Below are 20,647 nucleotides of genomic sequence, written 5' to 3'. Positions count from 1 at the left end.
ATGACAGAAAAAATAACTCCAATCTATTCAGGCAAATACGAAGATTTCAACTGGGTCGGCTTTGGATCTGGATCTGGGACTAACCTGAGGGAATGCGCTAAAGTGATAAAGCCGAAACTGATCTTTTCAGATAAAGAGAATGCTGGGCTATTGGTACTTGAAGAGCTGGCTAATGTTGAGAAGAGGTTTCTTAAAAAAGAAGAAGGTGAAAAAAGCATTGACTATAATAAGCGGATATTGGATCTATTAAAAAGGTATGAGAAAGAAAATGACTTTGCAATAGATCTTATTGTTCTCGGCGGCTATATGAGGCTGGTTAAAGAACCCTTGTTAAGCTGTTTTAAAGATAAAATAATCAATGTGCATCCTGCTGATCTTTCTATTCTGGATTTTTCAGAATTTTCCATTCCAAGGGATTCCAGAGACCATTTTGTTAAGGTTTATCAGTATAATGAGCCACGCAGAAAATACATCGGGGATGATGCTGTTTATGATGCGATAAAAGCAGGTGAAACAAAAACAAGGTCATCGGTAATAATAGTTGACGGAAAGCCAGACCATGGCGAGATTCTGGCACAGGGGCATGTTTTGCCTGTTGATGAAGAATTTTTAAGATTGCCGGTTCAGGAAAGAGACGCTCTTTTACGGCAATATATTGATGGAACAAAAGAAAAGAAAGGCCATCAAGGTAGGCAGAAAGAAATTAGCGACTGGCCTGCCCTGACAACTGTACTGAAGATGATAGCAGAGGGAAGGATCGCATTAGGAACTAAAAAAACCCATTACACTGAATGGCGAACTGTTTATGCTGATGAAAAAGCTGTTGGATATGGAGGATTTCAGGTGAAATAAAACCTTCAATCAAAACCTATATAAACAAGCTATTCTAATAAATGACCATGGATCAAAAAGTCTCGAAAGACACGCCGCTGGCTGAAATAACTTTAAGGAGATATGAAAAGCCGCAAAACCTTGAAAGAAGGGATCTTGTTAAAAAATTATGCCTGAGCCTTGGCTTGCTGCAGCCAGGTGATTCCCGAGATGTTGTTGTTGATGTTCTCTATGTTTTATTGGATGCTAAGAAAAACAAGAAAGAATTAAGCAGTGTTGATGTTGAAGAGCAGGTTAAAGAGCTCAGAAAAAGCCATAAGCTTGCAATGCTCGGAATAGCAGGATCAAACATAAGAAGGCAGCTAAAAAGATTGAGGGATTTGTTCCTGATAGAAAAAATAGATAACATGTACAGAATTACAGAGCATTCAATGATCCTTGATGTATTCAACGAGAAAATAGAAAGCTTTTTATTAAGCTCAATATTAGCAAGGGTAAAAGAGTATGTTAAAAAAATAGATGAGGAATTCAAATGAACAATATTCTGTGCATAAAATGCAAAGTCGGGAAGATGGTCAGAAAAGGTGTCATGGACAGCGGCAATTCCCGCTATACTAATTATGAATGCGACAACTGCGGAAATCTCATTACAATGTGTGAAGGGCTTAATCCTGGAAAATGACGATCTATGAGCCTAGTGATGATTCTTATTTATTAGCGGAGCAAGTCAGGAAATATGCAAGAGGAGTTGTGCTTGATCTCGGAACAGGCTCAGGGATACAGGCAATAGAAGCAGCAAAAAAGAAAGACGTAAAGAAAGTTATTGCATCAGATGTGCAAAAAGATGTTATTGATCATTTAAAAAATAAAAATAAAAACAAAAAAATAACATTCAGGCAAAGCAACTTGTTCTCCAATGTTAAAAACATAAAATTTGACACCATTATCTTCAATCCGCCTTATCTGCCTTCTGATCTGAAAGTCAAGGATATAACCATAGAAGGCGGCAAAAAAGGATATGAGGTTATTGAAAGGTTTCTGAGCAAAGCAAATAACTATCTTAAAAAAGAAGGCATTATTCTGATGGTTTTTTCATCGCTGACAAATCCGAGAATGATTAATAGTTTGATAAAGAAAAACAAGTTAAAATACAGATTATTGTGCAAAAAGCACGTGTTTTTTGAGGATTTGATGGTTTATTTGATCCAAAAATAAAATGGATTTGCAATAACTTCAACCTTCTTTTCGCAAATTTTTACTTAAATAATACTCGAAAATTCTTCTTTCTAATAAATTAAGGTGCTTTAACTTGATTATACCACCAGAAGACACTTTTGTATGAAAAGGCGGTGAGTAGTTTATTTCAAACACTCCACGAGTATAGTCTACTGGAATTTTCGGTAGATTTTCTGCTAATTCCCTCAAGGTATCCCCTTTTAGATAACTAGTAAAGCAAGATGCTTCATCTGAATCGGCGTAATAAGTACTTTGCCAATCTTCTTTTTTGCCTGAATATTTTGCTTTATACACATCTATCGATACCATTTTCATTTACCTCTGATTTTATTTATTTTTTCTCCGAAATTTCATATATTGTATATTCGAGTGAGATAGGTTTACCAATAATTTTTTGTGTTCTCAAAGCACTATCTAAAAATTCATTTCTTATCTGTTCTACTGTGCTTCTTAAACCTCTCTCACTAAGTGTTCCTGTTTCAGTTAATCCATATTTGAGAGTTTCTTCCTCTCTTGACACATCAACTGTTCCACCGTAAATTTCTTGGTATTGTCTTTCCATTTTCCTTTACCTCCTTGATTTATTATTTTTTTTAGTTAATCTCAGTCTTTTGTTATTCTCAGATGGGTTTTATTCAGTCTGGTATCCTTGTGGTAACTGTACATCCCATAACTGCCATGGTTGCCCCACGAAGAGTCATCACATCGATAATCTCTCTTTGTCAGTGCGGTATCCACGCGGTCCATTATGGTCCAGTTTCTGGCCACTATACCTATCTTGTCGCTTTTTACCATGTCGGCTATGTGAGTGCCCAGATTCTTGGTCGAGTCTATGTAGTATGTGGTGTGGCTGTCCAAGTTACTCTTTATGCAATCCACATCATATTCACTGAAATGCAAGACCCCCTCTGCGACCAGGTCGTGCAGTCCGCTCATCAATACCGTATCTCGGTTTGTTTTCATTTTTCCTCACATCATCTTATATTTACTTACCTCATAGTAGTAATAGTGTGGCAGGTATTTAAATTATTGTAGTCTTAATCAAGACGACAGAATAGAAAGATTTAAATAGACGCTTTGCTTTTACTTGCCTGTATTGTCAGAGTCAAAAACAAAACATTTTTATATAACTTATAATTAATATCAGTTGATACTACCATTAGTATAATAAAAAATGCTAACCAAGACCCAAGAACAAATTTTAGTTTTTTTATTAAGCCATCCCGAAGAGAAGCCTACCATTAGAGGCATTGCTAAAAAACTAGGCAAGTCATATACCTTGGTTTACAATAATATTGCTGATCTGGAGAAGAAAAACATCATTAAAAAAGAGCCTGTTCCCCCTGCACAGATTGTCACATTAAATGAATTCGCGCCAACCCCTGTTTTTGTTGATATTGAACTAAAAAGAAAAAAGGACTTACTGCAAAAATACCCGTGGATACAAGTGATGCTTGAAGATATTTTTATATCTGCCAAGAATCTTTTTTTTATTTTGCTTGTTTTTGGCTCTTATGCTAAAGGACTTCAAACAGCAAAATCCGACCTTGACTTATTAATTATTGTTCGGGATAAAAAAGATATACGTGAAATAGAAGATGCAATGCACAAAGCGTACACAAAAGTAAAAAAAGCGCCGAATTTTATCGATACAAATGATTTTAGGGAAATGATTCTTAATCCCGGTGCATTAAATATAGGAAATGAAGCGAGAAAATACCATGTTATTTTATATGGTGTAGAAGGGTATTATCAATTACTGAATGGGGCGTATAAAAGATGAAAATGCAGGATTTAATCGAAAAGAAGATCATAATTGCAGAAAAACGAATTTTAGAGCTTACCCAATCGAATGATCTGAAAAAGCTCTCTGAAACAGAAAAGCACCAAATTGCTGATTTCTATCGGGAAAAAAGCAGGAACAGATTGGAAACAGCAAAACTCATCTATAATGCTTCTAAAGAGGACTCTGATAAAAAGATCCTCAAGGTCGGTGAAGGATATAAAGATTATGCAGAAGCTGTAGCTGCTGCTTATTATTCCATGTACTATATTGTTCATGCATTTTTGGCATTAAAATACAAAACAAAACTAAGGGAAGGCTTAAGGGGAGTTCATATAACGACGGAGTATATTATACTGTATTATTTAGTCAAAACTAAAAAGTTAGCAAAACATCTTTATGAAGAATATTTAAAGACTTTCGAAACTACTGCTCAAATTCAAAAAATCAGTGTTGAAGACTTTCAAGAAAAAGCCTACGAGTATGCTAAACAGTATGACCTGGTGAGAAATGACAGAGAAACCTTTACCTATAATGTAACACTTAGTGTAGAGGAATACAATGCAATACGAGCGATCAATACTGCAGAGGAATTTATCAACATAATAAGGCAGTTGATGGTATAAAATGCCGGAACTTGATGTTTTAGAAGAGCTAGGCTTGTCAGAAGCAGAATCAAAAGTCTATCTTGCATTAATAGAAACAGGATCAACTTTAGCAGGGGCAGTAATCAAGAAAACAGGCCTGCATAGGGGAACAACTTATCAGATCCTGCAGCGATTAAAGGAAAAAGGCCTTGTTTCATCTGTTATTAAAGGCAAAAAGCAGCATTTTGAGCCTGCAAGCCCTGAACGATTGATGGATGTTTTAAAGGAAAGGCAGGAAAAATTACAAGAAATAATGCCGATTCTTAAATCAAGATTAGAAGCAAGCAAGGAAAAGCAGGAAGTTACTGTTTATTATGGCATTAAAGGAATTCGCTCTGTATTGGACAAAATACTGGAAGAGCTTGGCAATAAAGGAGAATATTATGATTTTGGAGTTTCTGGATTGTTTAAAGATATAATGGGCCCATACTGGGAGCTGTGGCAGAAAAGAAAGAGAAAGCAAGGAATAAAATCGTATTGCATCTTTAATGAAGAAATAAAAGAAAAAAATTCTCAATTATTAAAAGACTATATTGGCGAAGCAAGATTTCATCCAAAGGAATATTCAAGCATTACAGACACAATGATCTACAAAGACACAGTAATCTTATTTATCTGGACTGCAAAGCCGCCGATTGCTGTTGTTATTAAGAACAAGGACAATGCAATGAGCTACCTGAATCAATTTAAGCTAATGTGGAAACAGGCGAGGAAATGATTGAGCTTTGTTGTATTGTACAACATAAACTACAAAATAACGTTATTTTGTTGTACTGTATGAATTGTTGTATATTACAACCAAAAAGCTTAAATACTCATATTAAGTTGTATCATACATGAATGAAAAGGAAGGAATATTAAAAGAAAATTTTTATGAGTATTACGAGCTCGGTGTAAGCGCATTTAAACAAGGCAAGCATAATACAGCTACGACTCTTTTCTTTAAAGCACTAGTTGCTTTATGCGATATATACATCCTCAGAAAAGAAGGCCGTGTCCCGACTTCCCACTCTGACAGATTCAGGGTTCTTGAGGAGAAATTCAGAGAAATCTACAAAATAGTGGACAGGGATTTCCCTTTTTACCAAGACAGTTACACTAAAAAGATGGACAAGGAATCCGCGGAATTGATAAAAAATGATATTGAAAAAATTAGAAAAATGCTTGAAATCTGAAAAAGCAGGAAAGGAAATATTTGATATTGTTGTATACGGATCGCTGGTTAAAGGAAAATATAAAGCCAGAGATATAGATATACTTGTTATCTTTCTGGCAGGAAGTTTGGAGGAAAGGCTCAATGCCATTCAGGCAATAAAAAATAAAATAAAAGAAAAGCTTGAAGAAGACATTGATATAAAACAGATATTGCTGAAAGATTTATTTTCAAATGAATTCATGGCAAGAACGGGTGTATTTTTTGAGGGCATAAGCATTTTTAAAAATAGAAAATTTTGTGAAACACTCGGATTTAGGTCGTATTCCTTATTTTGGTATAATTTAAAAGGATTAAACCATTCTCAAAAAGTAAAATTTAACTATATCCTTGCAGGCAGAAAAAAAGAAGGCATTCTTAAGATGCTTAATGGGATAAGGATTTCGGCAGGCGTTGTAAAAATTCCTCTTGAACATTCAATGGAATTTGATGAGATATTAAAAAGAAGCAACGTAGAATATAAAAAGAAAGACATTCTGGAAGAATTATAGGAAAATTGAAGTGATAACAAAATGCAGATCTACAAAAAAGGCAAGCGCGGATTGATTTATTTTTCCAAATACAAGAACAAGAAAATAATCATCAAAATAAAAAATCCTGAAAGCAGGGCTGAGAACAGGATCGAGAATGAATTCAGATTCTTGAAAATACTGAACAAAAAGAATATCGGGCCAAAGGCTTTATTTTTTAAAAATGGAAAGCTGGGAATGGAGTTTATTGACGGCATTTATTTTCTGGATTTTATTGAAAAAGAGAACAATAAAAATATAATATTGAAAATGATAAAAACACTCTATGATCAATTATATCAATTAGACAAGCTGAAAATAAACAAGGAAGAGATGTCGCATCCGCACAAGCACATTATAATAACCAAGCATAATAAACCTGTTCTGGTCGACTTCGAGCGCGCTCATTATATCGAAAGGCCAGCCAATGTCACGCAGTTCTCGGTTTTTCTGGTCTCAGATTTTGTTTCAGAACTGTTAAAAGAGAAAAGTATAAAAATAAACAGGAAAGAAATGATTGAAAGCTGCAAGATTTATAAAAATAACATAAATGACAATAATTTTTTAAGAATAATAAGGCAGATCGAATGACGAAAAAGAGGATTACACAGAAAAGCTTCAGATGCGAGAACTGCGGACAGTGCTGCAGGCTTCTTTTCAGGCTGAATAAATCAGATATAACCAAGATAGAGGCTGCAGGCCATGCTGATTTTCTCATGAACCATCCGTTCAGGAAGGATCAGGAAGGCTATATGAGGCTGATCAACGGAGACTGCGTCTTCCTGGTAAAAAATACCGACGGCACAACGTCATGCAAAATATATAACATACTGCCGAAGGCATGCAGGGATTATCCTTTTTTCAGCAAAAAAACAGCTGAAGACTGCAAGCCAATGCACCATCTTGAGGAAGTAAAGGTCAGATATGCAAAAAATTTATATATTCCAAAGATATAGCAGCTAATATGATCGAAATATTCTCAAAAGAGGGCATTGTAATCGCCGTTGTCCTGTTTGTTTCGTTCTTTGTCTTCCACTGGCTGTTCAACAAGCCTGACAACTCGTTTGACAAGGAAGTTGAAGAGATCCTGAAATCAGACAAATACAAGGTCAAGGGAAGGTTTGAGAGCTAGGATATAAAAGAAAAGTTTTAAATAGAGAATACTCGTTAAAAAATCTTATGCAGTTGAAATTAAGGATTACACTATCTCTGTTTTTATTAGTAAACGTTCTTTTATTATCTGGCTGCAATAGTTCACAGTTTCCTATAGAATTTGAAGAAAGAATTTCATGGGCTCCTAATGTAACAATATTTTATGCTACTCAAGATGGACTCTACTCAATACAGGCCGACCGAACAAATAGCAAAAAAATATTTGATGGTTTAGTAGACCATTTTATGCTTGACCCTGCTAAACACCAGATTGCTATTCATTTAGGCAAACAGATATATATAACTAATGAGAATGGTACTGAAACATCCTCTGTTTTCCAAACTAAAGGTGAGAAGATACGCTTATCACGTTTCTCACCTGATGGAGACTGGTTGTTTGTTATTTCTACTGAAACAGATAGTAATTATAATCCAAAATTACTTCATTCCATTGATGGTCAAATAAATGGACTAGACCAACCATATTTTTATATCGTAGACCTTAATACTAATCAAGTTACCGAATTAAAAGAATTAGAGGATATTTCAAGATTTAGTGCAGCTGTTGGAGTAAATGCTTATTTTTACAAAGAGGGCAAAAAAGTTCTTGTTTATGGTTCACGGATATTTTCAGAGAACGATGGGCGTGATTTATTTTTCGAATATGACTTTTCATTTGAAAAGGCTGTTTTAATTTGTAGTTATGCTCAGAAAAAGCCATGGGAAGAAGGATACGTAGACGACCCTTTCGAATCCTGTATTAACAATGCTTCTTTATCTTTATATCAACGAGATTTTACATCTGGAATGGGGGATGGTTATGAATCCTCCAATGATTACAAAAAAGTAATTTTCATAAACGAAGGCAGTATTAAAATGAGCTCTTATGCTCCCGCTGCCATAGAACATGATTTGAGTGCTAAGATGAAAAAGATGTATGCCAATCCAAATTATACAGAGACTATCATCCAATGGAGAGGTGATAGATATAGTGGTTATAGTGACCCAACATGGCTTCCTGACGACAGGCACATACTTGTTTATCTCCCTATCGGGCATATCTTTATTGTGGATACCGAAACAAAGAAGATAGCAAGGCTTGTTGATGGCGGTGATGCGAAATACTTTATGAAGGGTCGCGGGTTGTAAACTCAGAATATCTTATTTTTAGACTAAACACACTTCTTCATGTTGTTTATTAGAAAATCACAATCTTTAAATACTAATACTGATAAAATACTATATAAATACCTAAATAATACTATAATAATACTAAATACAGAACCCGCACAATGAAAAAAAACACCAGAAACAACATGGTCCATGTTTACCTTAATGACCATGAAAAGGCTGCAATTGAAGAGGAAGCAAAAAAGCTAGGGATCTCTGTTTCTTCATATATCAAGATAAAGCTGTTCTCAAAAACCGAGGTGAAATAATGGACAAAAGATTAAGGGACGTGGTAGATTACCTTGATGAAGATGAATTAAAAAAGATAAAAAGAGACCTTGAGGAAGGCGGCTTTCACCTGAGAAAATTCGTTGAAAACAAAATAAAAGAAAGGGAAAAACTGCATCAGACAATATGCAAGGTTTGCGCAAATGAGCTTGATCCGTACTCCACAAGCAACTATACCTTGATCTTCGGCCCGGATGACTTCAAGAAAAAGGCATCGTTCTGCGGCATTGACTGCTTAGAGCATTTCTTGAATAATCTGAAAGAAATAAAAAAAGAATCATTGAGATGGCAGAAAAAAGAATAAGATGGAATATTATCAAAAAACAGCTGGTGAAACTCTGAAAGCCTAAACAGCTCAAGAAAAGGCTTAAGCAATGAGGAAGCTGCAAAAAGGCTGCAGCAATAGGCCTTAACTAGCTTAAAGAAGGCAAAAGAACCAGCCCTTTTGAGATTTTACTGAATCAATTCAAAAGCTCAGCCTTAAAGGCAGGTGTTCTGAGAAACAATGAAGTCGAAGCAATAGATGCCATCAATCTTGTACCTGGCGATATAATAATTCTGGAAACAGGCGCAAAAATACCCGCAGATGGAAGGCTCATTGTGATTGCCATGTTCGAGCTTTACCAGGCATTTTCGTGCAGGTCTGTGAATTATCCATTATCAAGAGTCGGATTTTTCAAGAACAAATGGCTCATTTTGTCAGTGCTGGTTTCTTTGCTGGCAGTCATATCAGTTGTCTATATTCCGGCATTGCAGAATGTATTTGATACAACCGCATTGAGCATTTACGAATTCCTGCTGCTGATCCTCATGTCAGGAGCCGGAGCGCTTTATCTGGAGATAAATAAGTTTGTGAAGATGAAGATTGCTAATGTAACAGTTTAGTGTTAGGATCGGCCATAATTCTTAGTAATTCACTGAAGCTGTTTTTCTTAATAAAGAAATAATCTCCTCTAAGTTTTCAGGCGCTCTTTGATCTTTCAATTCCAAATACATCTGTTCATATTCTATTCTTATATCTCTATTTACAGCACCATCGTACGCTTTTGTTTTTAATTCCTGAACTAATCCGTGAAATACTCGTTTTATTGCTTTTAAATCATTGGATCCGAGTTCAACTTGGTAATCAACGCTTCTCCCAAATTCTTCCAATTCGTCTCGTGAAAGAAACAGTCTCTGGGCAAACATATATTCGCTTGTTGCAGGATTCACTTTATGATGTTGTGCAACCCATAATTCTAATAATCTAACAAATGCTCCTGCTTTATGCCTGCTCATCATCCCGGAATCTTTTTCTACACTTATTCTTTGTTCAAGGTCTGGAGTATTTTCTTTATCTAGCATTAGTCCAAAAGTTTCTGGCTTCAATGCCATAGGAGACCATTTTGAAACTTTATACATTATTGGCTTCATAGTAGTAATGTATTGAGCAGTTTCTTCTAAGAAAGTAATTAGCCGAGATGCCTCAATTATACTGTCATCTGGCAATCCAATTAGAATAAAGGCATGATTCATAATCCCGGTTTCATATGTATTTCTCAAAACTCTTCCAGTCAATCCGGATTTGTAGCCTTTATTACTTGTGTCCAGAACTTTTTGGCTGGCAGATTCAATACCGAACTGTATAAATCTACATCCGGCCTCTCTTAATCTTTTGCAAAAGTCTTTATCTAAATAAATATCTTCAATCCTTCCATAACATTCCCATTCTATATCTAAATCAGATTCTAAAATTTTATCAACAAAATCTCTTAATGAATCTCCAGCCAATTCTTCATCCCCAAAACTAAAATACTTTGTGCTATATCTTTCTTTTAGGTCTCGAAGGTCTTCAATAACCTTATCCAAATCTTGGACTCTTCTTTTTCCAGTACTGCCTTCCACTTCAAATTTCTTGCCTGTCACTTTTTCCATTCTTGTTCTAGAACCATCATAACCCGCAGGGATATCGCAGAAATTACAACCTCCCCAATCACAACCTCTTCCAATCAAATATGGAATTACTAATTCAGGAGTCCAATGGTTTCCTTGAGCAACTAAATCATCGAGATCTGGTGCAGGAATGGCATTAACATTTTCAACAACAAACCGAAGATTTTCTTTGATTCTTCCACCATCTCTGTAAATAAGTTTAGGGACACCTTCTACAGCCTTACCTTCTTTTAATCTTTCTACTAATTCTTTAATTGCAACTTCTCCTTCATGATGAACCAAATAATCAAAATGATCAAATAACCTTCTATTCAATTCATTATCCTGTGAAAGAACATCGTAATTTCTTGTGATTATATTTCCACCAATAACAACTTTGGTATCAGGATACTGTTCTTTAATCACAGAAGCTAAAACCATTGTAGGAACCAATTGTTTCTGGTCGCTAACAGACAGACCAACAAGATTAACTCCCTCTAAAGATGGAAGAACTTCAGTTCTGAAATATTCATAAAATAAGTTTCTTTCTTTTTGTTGAGCAACTTGAAGCAATCCAGTTCTAGATTTGTAATCCTCTCCTGTTTGGGCTAAGTCGTAATTGACAGTGTTTCTTACAATATGTAATCTTCCTTCTGTTGCGTGCTCTATTCTGGCAGATAGTTCTCTTCTTGCTTGTTTATGCCCCTGAAAATCCCTGTACGAAGCAATATTTCTCATGAACTTCGGGGTAGATCCTAAAAAATAATCCAAAGAGCCTGTATTAAGATCTTTTTGAACAACTTCAACATCAGGCAAATATTTTTTAAGATAACCTGTTAAATAAGGAACTGCAGGGTGCATATAAACAGGCTGGTAAGGAGGTAAGCTAAACAATGCGATTTTGTAGTTTTTTTGTTTTGCCATTATTTTATCACATTACAGTAATAACTTGATAGATAATTAAAATGTTCTATTGATTTTTTTGTCAAAATAACAAAATTTATAAACTAATTGTCATTATATCATAATATGCTCTCAGAATTCCTTGATCTGAAGGATCGAAAGATATTGTACCAGCTTGATGTTAATTGCAGGCAGGCAGATTCAGAAATAGGCAAGAAAGTAGGATTAAGCAAGCAGGTTGTGGATTACAGGATTAAAAAACTCTTAAAAGATAACATCATCACAAGATTCTCTACTGTGATCGATACTTACAAGCTCGGCTTTTCAAAGTATAAAATATACCTTTCGCTTGAAAACGCAGATAAAAAGACAATAAGCGAAATTATCGGGTTCTTAAAGCAGCATAAAAAGACAGAATGGATTGCCACCTGCTCCGGGAAATTTGATATAATTGCAGGGTATATAGTTAAAGATGTTTATGAGTTTAATGAAGCGATAAAAGAACTGGATGAAAAATTCAGCCAGCACATAAGCTTAAGGGAAACTTCAATCAGCACAGGAGTTCCTCACTGGAGAAAGGAATACCTTTTGGAAAATAAAGAGCCTTTCCCTGCTGTTTTTCAGGGAGGCAAAAAAGATGATTTAAAAATAGATCCCGTGGATGAGGAGATCATAAAAATCCTTGTCAATAATGCGAGAATGCCGATAATAGAAATTGCGCAGAGGCTGAAAACCACGCCAAGAATCGTGAATTACAGGATTAAAAATTTGAAAAAAGAGAATATTATTTTGATCCACAGGGTATTCTTAAACTTAAATAAATTCAACTGGATTTACTGCAAGGCACTGATAAAGTTCAGGAGCTTAACAAAACAAAAATACAGCCAGTTCTTCCAGCACTGCAATTATTTAAAGAATCTAACATATATTATAAACTGCATTGGTGAATGGGATATTGAACTGGATTTTGAAATAGATGATTTCAACGCATTCCATAATATTATGCTGGATATAAGGGACAAATTCTCAGATATAATCAAGCACTATGACTTCGTTATTGTGATGAATGAGGACAAGCTGGACTATTATCCTGGGTGCTATCCACAATTTAAGCAAGCTCTATGATTTAATAGAACTCTAACTAAAAACCTCTATCATTTTCGCTATTACTTCATATCCTTTTAATAATCTGAATATATCTTCTTTATATTGTATTGGAAACATTACACAACTTTTTCCAAGTTTTTTTCCGTCAAATTTTGAAATCAGGCCGGCATAATGTTTGCCTTTGATTTTGAAGCCGTATAATTTATTAAGAAAGGCTCCTCTGTTTTTTCCTATTTTCTGCCAGAAAACAATGACGGAATGCTTAACCCCGGAGGGAATTTCTTTTATTTCATATGGGCCGTATAAGACAATCCCGGTGGAGGCTATGCTCCTGTATAATTCTTTCCAGTCTTTTAATTTTCCTATCTTAATATTAAATTTATTATCTGCGCCTTTTGATTTGAATAAAGCAGCATCCCTGCTCTGATAAAATCTTTTTTCTGCTTCTTTTAATTCTTTCTCAATTTTTTCTGTCTTTTTTTTAACTTCAATAAAAATATCAATATCGCTCTCTTTCGTGGCCTCTTCTTTTGCAACAGAGCCATAAAGTATGATCCTTTCTATATTTTCTGTATTTTTCAAATTATTCAGCAGGTATGCTGCAAAATATCCTGAGTATGCCTTTAACATTTTAACATCTTTTTAAATTCGAAAAACAGATTTATTTTTTCCTGCAATGCCCTCTCCGTTGCAGGAGCGCCATAAGCCAGGTCATCTCTTTTTTCTTCTATCTTGATGGCCATTTCAATAACCTTATCTATGTCCTGCACAGAATTTATTGGTGAAATTATCTGTTTCTGCAGATACCCCAGAACCTTTTCTTTTTTCTTTTTGAACCATAAATGATTAATTTTCGATCCTTCTTTTATGATACTGAGCTTATGAAAATGAAGTTCTAAGAGATTCGTTGCTCCCAAAGAAAGCGAAAAAGCCAGTCTCCTTTGATGCGCTAATAATCCCCTTGGGTCTTTGAGCGCCGCCTCTATCTCATCTAAAACTTCCTTTAAAGTTTCATCGTGCTTCTCTTCTTTCATTTTAAGTCATCTGTCTCATTACTATTAAGACACCTGACTTTATAAATCTTTCGATTTTTATCAAGACACCTGTCTTATACCAATAAAGGCATTTGTCTTGATGATATGCGCATATTATTTGCTTTATTCTGTTTCTGCAATAAATGAAGTTTTCAATAGCTTTATAAAATAAATGCACCTTCTTATTTCTATGGAAGGCTTTTTCAAAGAAATAATTGAAACCATAAAAAAACAAAAGATCAGCAAGAACAGGCTGAATAATGTAAAGATAAAGCTCTCTAAACAACACCAGATGAAGGTTATTCCTACAGATATACAGATCTTAATGCACGCTTCTAAAGCGGATCTTCCAAAAATAAAAAAATACCTGCAGACAAAGCCAACCAGAACAATAAGCGGAGTTGCTGTTTGTGCAATTATGACTAAGCCGTTTAAATGCCCTCATGGAAAATGCATATACTGCCCCGGCGGGATAAAGAGCTATTTCGGCACAGTTCCTCAGTCCTACACAGGAAAAGAGCCTGCAACATTAAGGGCAATGAGGAATAACTATGACCCTTATCTTCAGGTGTTCAACAGGCTGGAGCAGTACATTGTTCTCGGCCATTTCCCGGGAAAGATCGAGCTGATCATAATGGGCGGAACTTTTCCAAGCTTTCCGAAAAAATACCAGGAGAATTTCATCAAATACGCGTTTAAGGCAATGAATGATTTTTCTGATTTGTTTTTTGAAAAAAATAAAGAATTTAACATTTTGAAATTTAAAGATTTCTTCGAATTGCCTGCAGAAGTGAAAGATAAAGAAAGGACAAAAAGAATCCAGAAAAAATTATCAGTTATGAAAAATAAAATAAAAAGCATAGCGCTTGAAAAAGAGCAAAAAAGAAATGAAAATTCAAATATCAAATGCGTTGGCCTGACAATGGAAACAAGGCCGGATTACGGAAGATTAAAGCAGGGGAATGAAATGCTGAGATTGGGGGCAACAAGGGTTGAGCTTGGCGTCCAGACAGTTTATGATGATGTTCTGAAGAAAATTGAAAGAGGCCATACAATAAAAGATGCAATCGAATCAACAAGAATTTTAAAAGACCTGGGTTTCAAGATAAATTATCACGTCATGCCCGGCCTGCCCGGAGTTTCATATAAAAAGGATTTAGAGGCATTAAAAGAGCTTTTTGAAAATCAGGATTTCAGGCCTGATATGCTCAAAATCTATCCCTGCATGGTTCTGAAAGGAACTAAATTATATGGTATGTACAAAAAAAAGGAGTATAAGCCATTAACAACTGAAAAAGCTGCGCATCTGATTGCAGAGTTCAAGAAATGCGTTCCTTCTTATGCGAGGATAATGAGAATACAGAGAGACATCCCGACTTATGCCACTGAAGCAGGTGTTGATAAAACCAACTTAAGGCAGTATGTTGAAAAAATAATGAAAGACAAGAAAATAAAATGCAATTGCATACGGTGCAGGGAAGCTGGGAATTATTTAAAAGGCAAAAATATCAAGAAAATCATGAAAAGCATAGAAATAAAATCAATTTATTATGAAGCATCAAAAGGCACAGAATTCTTTATCTCTGCAGAGGATTTCAAAAACAAGATTTTGTTCGGATTCTGCCGCTTAAGATTCCCTTCGCAGTTTTTAAGAAAAGAGATAACAGAGGATTCTGCTTTAATAAGAGAGCTGCATGTCTATGGCGAGGCAGCTGCTATTGGCAAAAAAGGCGCAATACAGCACCGCGGCCTGGGAAAAGAATTATTGAAAACGGCGGAAGAGATCGCAAAGACATATTACAAAAACAGGATTGTTGTGATTTCAGGGATCGGCGCAAGGAATTATTACAGAAGATTAGGCTATAAAAAAGAAGGGCTGTATATGGTTAAAAACTTATAACATCTCTTAAGTAGTAAATATAGAAAGGTTTTTAAATAAGTTGTTTTTTTCATAGTTGCATGGATGATACTAACTACCAACCAAGCAAGGATGTCGCAGAGCGTTTTGGTCTAGAGCGCTGTACGTTAAGAAAATATGCTAACATGGGTTTAGTTGGATTCGTAAGAAAAAGTAAAGAGCTTTACGTCAGCGTAGAAGACACAGCACGTCTTGTAAAGGGGATTAAAGGGAGAAGATTACTTGATTCTTTCATTAAAAAAATGTATGTGCTTCAAAGAGAGGAAGTAGAAATTGAAAGGTTACCTACACTGTTTGAGTTCTCTAAGAATGATCAAAGGCTAACTGAACTAATTGAACCTGCCCTGTGGTTTTATTCACACGAGAGAAAAAGGTATATCGATGTATATGATCTGGATGGAAAAGAAAATGAGGTTTTACTCATGGGAGAGGTATTAGCCAGGTTGGGAATAAGCTGCAAAAATGTCATCTACTATTTAGTTTCTGAACGCTACCTTGTCGGTTATGAGCCAAAAAAGAACAGGGCTAAAAACGGAGTTAGATTTATCCTGCTTGATTCGTGGTTGGAATATATAGGAAATAGAAAGGGCAAACCGCTATTTAATTCGGAGAAAGTAATCAAATCATTATCCTTAATAAAGCCAGAAGTGAAAATAACTAATCAAAGGCTTTGTGATATTGCCAGAGAAAACAACATAGGATCTAAAATTTCTCCAAAAAAGAAACAAAGCACATTCTTGTTTACTCAGAAGGACATATACAATTTAGTTAGTTTAATATAAAAAGAATAAATAATATCAGACCAGCATGGCAACATTCTTAATAAGTGAATTCCCGACCATAACCAACGCCAGCGAAGCAATGACAATTAAAGCATAGGCAATTACATTCCACCTTATCACCTTTGCTCCGTCTAAAATTCCGAAAGGAATCATGTTAAACAATGCAAGCCAGCTGTTGATCAGCAGCCCGTACAAAGCAAAGACAGTAATAAAAGAAAAAGGAGTTGCAAAGCTTAACCCTAGAAAGATCAATGCCAGAAAAATATTAATTAACGGGCCTGCTGCTGAAATCATTCCGTATTTGTTTTTCTCAACTCTTCCTGCTATCATGGTTGCTCCAGGAGCGGCAAAAACAAATCCTAAAAAGCTCATTACAATCATCAAAAAAAGCATCTGAAAATTCGCCCTGAATTCAGACCAATACCCAAAATGCTGCGCTGTAAGCTTATGCGACAGCTCATGCAGCAAAAATCCGATTCCGACTGTGAATGCTGCGAATATTATGTTTAGCAAAAATTTGAAAGAGAACAGGCTGACTGAAAACCCTCCGCCAAGGACTATTGCAAATGCTATTGAAATGGCAAGCCATGCTTTCCACAGATGATCGATTTCTGTTTTTGATGTTTTTAGCCTCATTTTATGCCAGAAAGTTTTTGTTATTTTAAAAGCTTTGCTCTAAAATGTTCTTTCCACGAATAATATCATTAATGCCCAATCCATTTGCTTCCGATGTGATGAAAATTTTTTTAATGATTTCTTTGTCAAAATCCCTTAATGTTTCTTTATTTACATTCTTGTGCTGATCATAGCTCCCGTCATTCTCATGGCAGTGCACTGCAAATGCCTTTGGCTGCATTGATTTTATAAAATCGCCCCTGTCAAAGCCGAATTTTTTAGCTGCAGTGTTCAAATGCCCTACATCAATCAGGATTCCGAGGTTTTTTATTTTTAATTTTTCAAATAAATTTAAAAAATGCTCTTTTCTTGTGAAAAAATCATCCCCGCATTCGCCGCCATGGTTTTCAATTGCGATTTTTATTCCCTGGCTGCCTGCAAGCCCGCAGATCTTTATTAAATTCTCTTCAAAAGTTTCAAGCACTTTTTCCTTGTCGTATTTCTTTGTTATGTAAATCCCGTGGGCATCAACCTCGCCAAGCACTGCTGCATGCAGGCTGTAAAGTTTTGCATCAAGCTTTCTGCACAGATCTATGGCATTTGTCGCAATCAGCATTGACTTTTTAAGAATGTCCTTGTTTTGCGATCCAATATTGATCATTACACTTTCCTTAATCGGAGGAAAAAATCCGTGGATTATGAATTTTGCATCGTTTTCTTCCTTGTACTTCAATAAAAATTTTAAAAGAAAATCAGGATCCATTTCAGAATGGACGCTGCCAAGCTCTATATTTTTTATATTGCTGTTTTTATAAAGCTCTAAAACCCTGAATAAGTCCTTTTCAAATCCTCCATTAAGCCCTTTCAGGCAGGCTGTTGAGACGAAGATCATTAATTTAAGCAAAAGCCATTCGGTTTTTAAAGATTATGAAGCTCAAGAGCATAAAATAAATCTCTTTCATAGTAGTTACAAAAGAAAAGTTTATAAATAACATCTTATTTCAATAAAGCAGGGGGTATGAATGCCAAAATATAAAACAGTTGCACAAGCGATAAAAGAGTTAAAATCCATTGATCCTGAGTTGATCAGCAAATATGCTGTTCAGCCTTTTAATGGCGGCGTTGTGCTGTTGCGTAGAGGAACAATCATAAGTTCGCATCGCGGCGTAGGCAGCGGAGGATATGGGCTATATGAAGTCTACCCGATAATACGTGGAGATGGATTCAGAAGCTTGTTTGGAACAACAAATGATGCAATCGGAGGCTTGTCTTTGGATAAGGCAGTAATGATTGCTGAAGCCACCAATAGTGCTGCAACACATAAGTCATTCTCATCCATCATGGCGCTGGAATTGATTGCAAAAGAATATTTTGGATATGAAAACAAAAAAACTGAATCTTAGATTCACATAACTTTAAAAATAATTCATTTTCTATGTTTCATGCGTGAAAAAAGAGAGCCAGTAAAAGTGATGGAAAAAGCATGCCCTCTCTGTGGAAGCGACATTAAAGGCAATGAAAAGATTCTTTATTACTGCAAAAGATGCAATTTGTTGTTTAAAATAAAAACCACGAAAAAAAATTCACCATAAAAACATTTTCCCAAGAAACCCTTTCTTGCCCTCTTTCTCAAACTCTTCGATCAGCTCTTTCTGCTTCTTTGTCAGTTTATCAGGGACTTTTACAACAACCTTAACATTCTCAGATCCTTTCCCGAAGCCATTCAGATTGGGAATTCCTTCTCCTTTCATCCTGAAGATTGTATTCGACTGGGTTCCAGCAGATATCTTCAAAGTTTTCTTGCCATTCAAAGTCGGCACTTCTATCTCGCCGCCAATAGCGGCAGTTGAAAAGCTTATTGGGATTTCAACATTAATTTCATTGCCATCTCTTTCAAATGTTTTGTGCGGCTTTATGCGGATAACCACGTAAAGGTCTCCTGCTCTTCCGCCTTTACCGCCAGCCTCGCCCTCTCCTGTAACCCTAAGGTGCATTCCATCTTCAACACCAGCAGGAATTTTGAGCTCAATTTTTTTATTTGCAGTTATTCTGCCTTTGCCATTGCATTCAGCGCATTTCTCCCTTATATATTCTCCAGAGCCGCTGCATTTCGGGCATGCTGTTGTGGTTGAAAAAATTCCGAATGGAGTTCTCTGGCTTCTTTTAATATAACCAGTTCCAGCACAATCAGGGCATGTGATAAAATCAGTTCCCTTTTCAGCCCCGGTTCCATTGCATTCAGGGCATTTCTCCAGTTTTCTTAAAGAAATTGTTTTCTCTGCGCCAAAAGCAGCATCTTCAAGCTCAATATCCATGTTAAACCTTAAATCAGACCCATGCGCTGCCTGCCTTCTTCTGCCTCCGAATATATCGCTGCCGCCAAAAAAACCCTCAAATATATCGCCAAAATCAACATCCATTCCAAGGTCTCCAAAATCAAATCCCGTAAATCCAGGCGGAACCTCTGCTGTGCCGAATCTGTCATACTGCTCTCTCTTCTTCTGGTCGCCCAAAACAGCAGCAGCCTCATTTATTTCCTTGAATTTTTCAGTTGCATCATTGTCTTTGTTCAAATCAGGATGGTATTTTTTAGCAAGATTCTTGTAAGCCCTTCTTACTTCTTCAGTTGATGCATGCTTATCAACGCCAAGTATTTTGTAGTAGTCTTTTGCCATATTGCTCTGCTGCAGTCAGCTTGTTTATTTCTTCAGGCTTCAGTTTAATCTTTGAAAATATCTCTTTTTCCAGCCTTTTCACTTTAGGCTCTGCTTCGTTGATCATTTTCATTATTTTTTTATCTTTTGTTCCATATTGCTGCCTTAAATAATCAAATCTGTTTTTCGCTGAAACTATCCCTTCGGGATTGACTCTCCTGTCAGCATAATAAAAAATCTTTTCTTCCCATGTTTTAGGCATGGTTCTGGTGCTTAAGATTGCATGCAGTACGTGTATGAGAGCAAATCTTGCAATCGCATTGAATCTTTCTTTTTTCAGAATATCGCAGGACATTATGCCGTGCCTGCCGTTGTTCAGTGTATGGATCTTGTCAATATCATGCAATAAGGATGCTGCTTCCAATAAATTCAGATTTATCTTTTCTCCCCTTTTCTTCATTCTCTCTCCGATAAACAAAGAAACCCTGCACACATCTTCAGCATGCCTTATTACATTAAGTGGAACAGAATATTTCTTCAACAGCTTATAGCACTCTTTTTTTGTTGGAATTTTCATCTTTACCCTGCAATGCTTAATCTTCTGACTCTCTGCTTTGCCTTTTTGCCGCTTTCTTTCCTCATCGTAACCCATGACCTGTCCTCATACTGTATGAATGCAAAGTTGTTGAGAACATAATCCATTGAAATATCATCCATTTCCTCGTTTGCGCTGCAGAGATCAATAACCTCTTCTTTGCTCAGGATCCTGCACTTTCTAGTATCCTTGCATACGCCTTCTATTTTCAGCTCGCAGATTTCGCAGTATGGTGTTTTATCTGCCCGAACATACGGAGTGCTTTTGGCATCGCTTTGTGATTTGATTTTTTTCATTCT

The 20,647-nt window shown here is 35.9% G+C and carries 32 protein-coding genes; 21 read left to right on the top strand and 11 right to left on the bottom strand.

What is annotated here, in order from left to right:
- Genes Q7J54_04920 through Q7J54_04905 form a run of 4 tightly spaced genes read left to right on the top strand, consistent with a single transcriptional unit; the run spans position 1 to position 2,046 of the window.
- Positions 1–852 carry a formyltransferase family protein gene (locus Q7J54_04920; GenBank protein MDO8740884.1) on the top strand — a complete coding sequence of 284 codons (852 nt, stop codon included), beginning with the start codon at positions 1–3 and terminating at the stop codon, positions 850–852.
- A gap of 47 nt (positions 853–899) precedes the next feature.
- A complete protein-coding gene (locus Q7J54_04915) occupies positions 900–1,367 on the top strand; it encodes a hypothetical protein (protein ID MDO8740883.1) in 468 nt (155 codons plus the stop codon).
- Complete coding sequence (locus Q7J54_04910; GenBank protein ID MDO8740882.1) at positions 1,364–1,513, top strand: hypothetical protein; 150 nt, start codon at positions 1,364–1,366, stop codon at positions 1,511–1,513. The genes Q7J54_04915 and Q7J54_04910 overlap by 4 nt, the downstream gene beginning before the upstream one ends.
- The gene (locus tag Q7J54_04905) at positions 1,510–2,046 is read left to right on the top strand and encodes a methyltransferase (GenBank protein MDO8740881.1); all 537 of its coding nucleotides are present in this window, start codon (positions 1,510–1,512) and stop codon (positions 2,044–2,046) included. The genes Q7J54_04910 and Q7J54_04905 overlap by 4 nt, the downstream gene beginning before the upstream one ends.
- A gap of 18 nt (positions 2,047–2,064) precedes the next feature.
- Here the strand turns inward: Q7J54_04905 and Q7J54_04900 are convergent, their stop codons facing one another.
- Genes Q7J54_04900 through Q7J54_04890 form a run of 3 tightly spaced genes read right to left on the bottom strand, consistent with a single transcriptional unit; the run spans position 2,065 to position 3,030 of the window.
- Positions 2,065–2,376, bottom strand: coding sequence for a hypothetical protein (locus Q7J54_04900; GenBank protein MDO8740880.1), 312 nt, complete (start codon positions 2,374–2,376; stop codon positions 2,065–2,067).
- 22 nt (positions 2,377–2,398) lie between these two features.
- Positions 2,399–2,629 (bottom strand): hypothetical protein, encoded by a 231-nt coding sequence (locus Q7J54_04895; GenBank protein MDO8740879.1) that lies wholly within the window; start codon positions 2,627–2,629, stop codon positions 2,399–2,401.
- Positions 2,630–2,670: 41 nt separating this feature from the next.
- A complete protein-coding gene (locus Q7J54_04890; protein ID MDO8740878.1) occupies positions 2,671–3,030 on the bottom strand; it encodes a hypothetical protein in 360 nt (119 codons plus the stop codon).
- A 211-nt stretch (positions 3,031–3,241) separates the two neighbouring features.
- Here Q7J54_04890 and Q7J54_04885 point away from each other — a divergent pair, with 211 nt between their 5' ends.
- From Q7J54_04885 to Q7J54_04830, 12 genes are all read left to right on the top strand, one after another.
- Complete coding sequence (locus tag Q7J54_04885; GenBank protein MDO8740877.1) at positions 3,242–3,850, top strand: nucleotidyltransferase domain-containing protein; 609 nt, start codon at positions 3,242–3,244, stop codon at positions 3,848–3,850.
- 2 nt (positions 3,851–3,852) lie between these two features.
- Positions 3,853–4,476: a hypothetical protein gene (locus tag Q7J54_04880; GenBank protein MDO8740876.1), complete on the top strand. Its 624-nt coding sequence runs from the start codon at positions 3,853–3,855 to the stop codon at positions 4,474–4,476.
- 1 nt (position 4,477) lies between these two features.
- Positions 4,478–5,215, top strand: a complete 738-nt coding sequence (locus Q7J54_04875) for a helix-turn-helix domain-containing protein (protein MDO8740875.1) — start codon at positions 4,478–4,480, stop codon at positions 5,213–5,215.
- Positions 5,216–5,333: 118 nt separating this feature from the next.
- Positions 5,334–5,672 (top strand): hypothetical protein, encoded by a 339-nt coding sequence (locus Q7J54_04870; GenBank protein MDO8740874.1) that lies wholly within the window; start codon positions 5,334–5,336, stop codon positions 5,670–5,672.
- The gene (locus Q7J54_04865; GenBank protein ID MDO8740873.1) at positions 5,635–6,201 is read left to right on the top strand and encodes a nucleotidyltransferase domain-containing protein; all 567 of its coding nucleotides are present in this window, start codon (positions 5,635–5,637) and stop codon (positions 6,199–6,201) included. The genes Q7J54_04870 and Q7J54_04865 overlap by 38 nt, the downstream gene beginning before the upstream one ends.
- 21 nt (positions 6,202–6,222) lie before the next feature.
- Positions 6,223–6,810, top strand: coding sequence for a hypothetical protein (locus tag Q7J54_04860; protein MDO8740872.1), 588 nt, complete (start codon positions 6,223–6,225; stop codon positions 6,808–6,810).
- The gene (locus Q7J54_04855) at positions 6,807–7,175 is read left to right on the top strand and encodes a YkgJ family cysteine cluster protein (protein ID MDO8740871.1); all 369 of its coding nucleotides are present in this window, start codon (positions 6,807–6,809) and stop codon (positions 7,173–7,175) included. The genes Q7J54_04860 and Q7J54_04855 overlap by 4 nt, the downstream gene beginning before the upstream one ends.
- 8 nt (positions 7,176–7,183) lie before the next feature.
- A complete protein-coding gene (locus tag Q7J54_04850; protein MDO8740870.1) occupies positions 7,184–7,351 on the top strand; it encodes a hypothetical protein in 168 nt (55 codons plus the stop codon).
- 47 nt (positions 7,352–7,398) lie between these two features.
- Positions 7,399–8,520, top strand: a complete 1,122-nt coding sequence (locus Q7J54_04845) for a hypothetical protein (GenBank protein MDO8740869.1) — start codon at positions 7,399–7,401, stop codon at positions 8,518–8,520.
- A 143-nt stretch (positions 8,521–8,663) separates the two neighbouring features.
- On the top strand, positions 8,664–8,810 hold the full coding sequence (locus Q7J54_04840; GenBank protein ID MDO8740868.1) for a hypothetical protein: 147 nt from the start codon (positions 8,664–8,666) through the stop codon (positions 8,808–8,810).
- Positions 8,810–9,133 carry a hypothetical protein gene (locus Q7J54_04835; protein MDO8740867.1) on the top strand — a complete coding sequence of 108 codons (324 nt, stop codon included), beginning with the start codon at positions 8,810–8,812 and terminating at the stop codon, positions 9,131–9,133. The genes Q7J54_04840 and Q7J54_04835 overlap by 1 nt, the downstream gene beginning before the upstream one ends.
- 296 nt (positions 9,134–9,429) lie before the next feature.
- A complete protein-coding gene (locus Q7J54_04830; protein MDO8740866.1) occupies positions 9,430–9,714 on the top strand; it encodes a cation-translocating P-type ATPase C-terminal domain-containing protein in 285 nt (94 codons plus the stop codon).
- Positions 9,715–9,735: 21 nt separating this feature from the next.
- On the opposite strand, the gene Q7J54_04825 is transcribed toward Q7J54_04830, so the two are convergent.
- Positions 9,736–11,664, bottom strand: coding sequence for a radical SAM protein (locus Q7J54_04825; GenBank protein MDO8740865.1), 1,929 nt, complete (start codon positions 11,662–11,664; stop codon positions 9,736–9,738).
- Between the two features lie 105 nt (positions 11,665–11,769).
- On the opposite strand from Q7J54_04825, the gene Q7J54_04820 reads away from it, so the two are divergent.
- Complete coding sequence (locus Q7J54_04820; GenBank protein MDO8740864.1) at positions 11,770–12,768, top strand: Lrp/AsnC family transcriptional regulator; 999 nt, start codon at positions 11,770–11,772, stop codon at positions 12,766–12,768.
- Between the two features lie 12 nt (positions 12,769–12,780).
- On the opposite strand, the gene Q7J54_04815 is transcribed toward Q7J54_04820, so the two are convergent.
- Together Q7J54_04815 and Q7J54_04810 are read right to left on the bottom strand one after the other, a co-directional pair.
- Entirely contained in the window at positions 12,781–13,380 is a 600-nt protein-coding gene (locus tag Q7J54_04815) for a nucleotidyltransferase domain-containing protein (protein MDO8740863.1), read from the bottom strand.
- The gene (locus tag Q7J54_04810; GenBank protein MDO8740862.1) at positions 13,374–13,784 is read right to left on the bottom strand and encodes a hypothetical protein; all 411 of its coding nucleotides are present in this window, start codon (positions 13,782–13,784) and stop codon (positions 13,374–13,376) included. The genes Q7J54_04815 and Q7J54_04810 overlap by 7 nt, the downstream gene beginning before the upstream one ends.
- A gap of 190 nt (positions 13,785–13,974) precedes the next feature.
- Here Q7J54_04810 and Q7J54_04805 point away from each other — a divergent pair, with 190 nt between their 5' ends.
- Together Q7J54_04805 and Q7J54_04800 are read left to right on the top strand one after the other, a co-directional pair.
- Complete coding sequence (locus Q7J54_04805) at positions 13,975–15,684, top strand: tRNA uridine(34) 5-carboxymethylaminomethyl modification radical SAM/GNAT enzyme Elp3 (protein MDO8740861.1); 1,710 nt, start codon at positions 13,975–13,977, stop codon at positions 15,682–15,684.
- 59 nt (positions 15,685–15,743) lie between these two features.
- Positions 15,744–16,484 (top strand): hypothetical protein, encoded by a 741-nt coding sequence (locus Q7J54_04800; protein MDO8740860.1) that lies wholly within the window; start codon positions 15,744–15,746, stop codon positions 16,482–16,484.
- Positions 16,485–16,499: 15 nt separating this feature from the next.
- On the opposite strand, the gene Q7J54_04795 is transcribed toward Q7J54_04800, so the two are convergent.
- Entirely contained in the window at positions 16,500–17,120 is a 621-nt protein-coding gene (locus Q7J54_04795; protein ID MDO8740859.1) for a hypothetical protein, read from the bottom strand.
- A gap of 25 nt (positions 17,121–17,145) precedes the next feature.
- Complete coding sequence (locus Q7J54_04790; GenBank protein ID MDO8740858.1) at positions 17,146–17,991, bottom strand: TIM barrel protein; 846 nt, start codon at positions 17,989–17,991, stop codon at positions 17,146–17,148.
- 130 nt (positions 17,992–18,121) lie between these two features.
- On the opposite strand from Q7J54_04790, the gene Q7J54_04785 reads away from it, so the two are divergent.
- Together Q7J54_04785 and Q7J54_04780 are read left to right on the top strand one after the other, a co-directional pair.
- A complete protein-coding gene (locus Q7J54_04785; GenBank protein MDO8740857.1) occupies positions 18,122–18,502 on the top strand; it encodes a hypothetical protein in 381 nt (126 codons plus the stop codon).
- Positions 18,503–18,541: 39 nt separating this feature from the next.
- Entirely contained in the window at positions 18,542–18,691 is a 150-nt protein-coding gene (locus Q7J54_04780) for a hypothetical protein (protein ID MDO8740856.1), read from the top strand.
- Here Q7J54_04780 and dnaJ read toward each other — a convergent pair.
- The 3 genes from dnaJ to Q7J54_04765 are packed head-to-tail and all read right to left on the bottom strand — an operon-like array spanning position 18,683 to position 20,644.
- Positions 18,683–19,774, bottom strand: a complete 1,092-nt coding sequence (dnaJ, locus tag Q7J54_04775; GenBank protein MDO8740855.1) for a molecular chaperone DnaJ — start codon at positions 19,772–19,774, stop codon at positions 18,683–18,685. The two genes, Q7J54_04780 and dnaJ, sit on opposite strands and share 9 nt — an antisense overlap.
- Positions 19,740–20,330: an HD domain-containing protein gene (locus Q7J54_04770; protein ID MDO8740854.1), complete on the bottom strand. Its 591-nt coding sequence runs from the start codon at positions 20,328–20,330 to the stop codon at positions 19,740–19,742. The genes dnaJ and Q7J54_04770 overlap by 35 nt, the downstream gene beginning before the upstream one ends.
- 2 nt (positions 20,331–20,332) lie before the next feature.
- A complete protein-coding gene (locus Q7J54_04765; protein ID MDO8740853.1) occupies positions 20,333–20,644 on the bottom strand; it encodes a hypothetical protein in 312 nt (103 codons plus the stop codon).
- Positions 20,645–20,647 lie beyond the last annotated feature (3 nt).

The sequence above is a fragment of the Candidatus Woesearchaeota archaeon genome (genome assembly GCA_030651135.1).
Classification (GTDB): Archaea; Nanobdellota; Nanobdellia; order Woesearchaeales; family JACPBO01; genus JACPBO01.
Note: the sequence above shows the minus strand (reverse complement) of the source record. Positions and strands in the feature narration are given on the sequence as shown.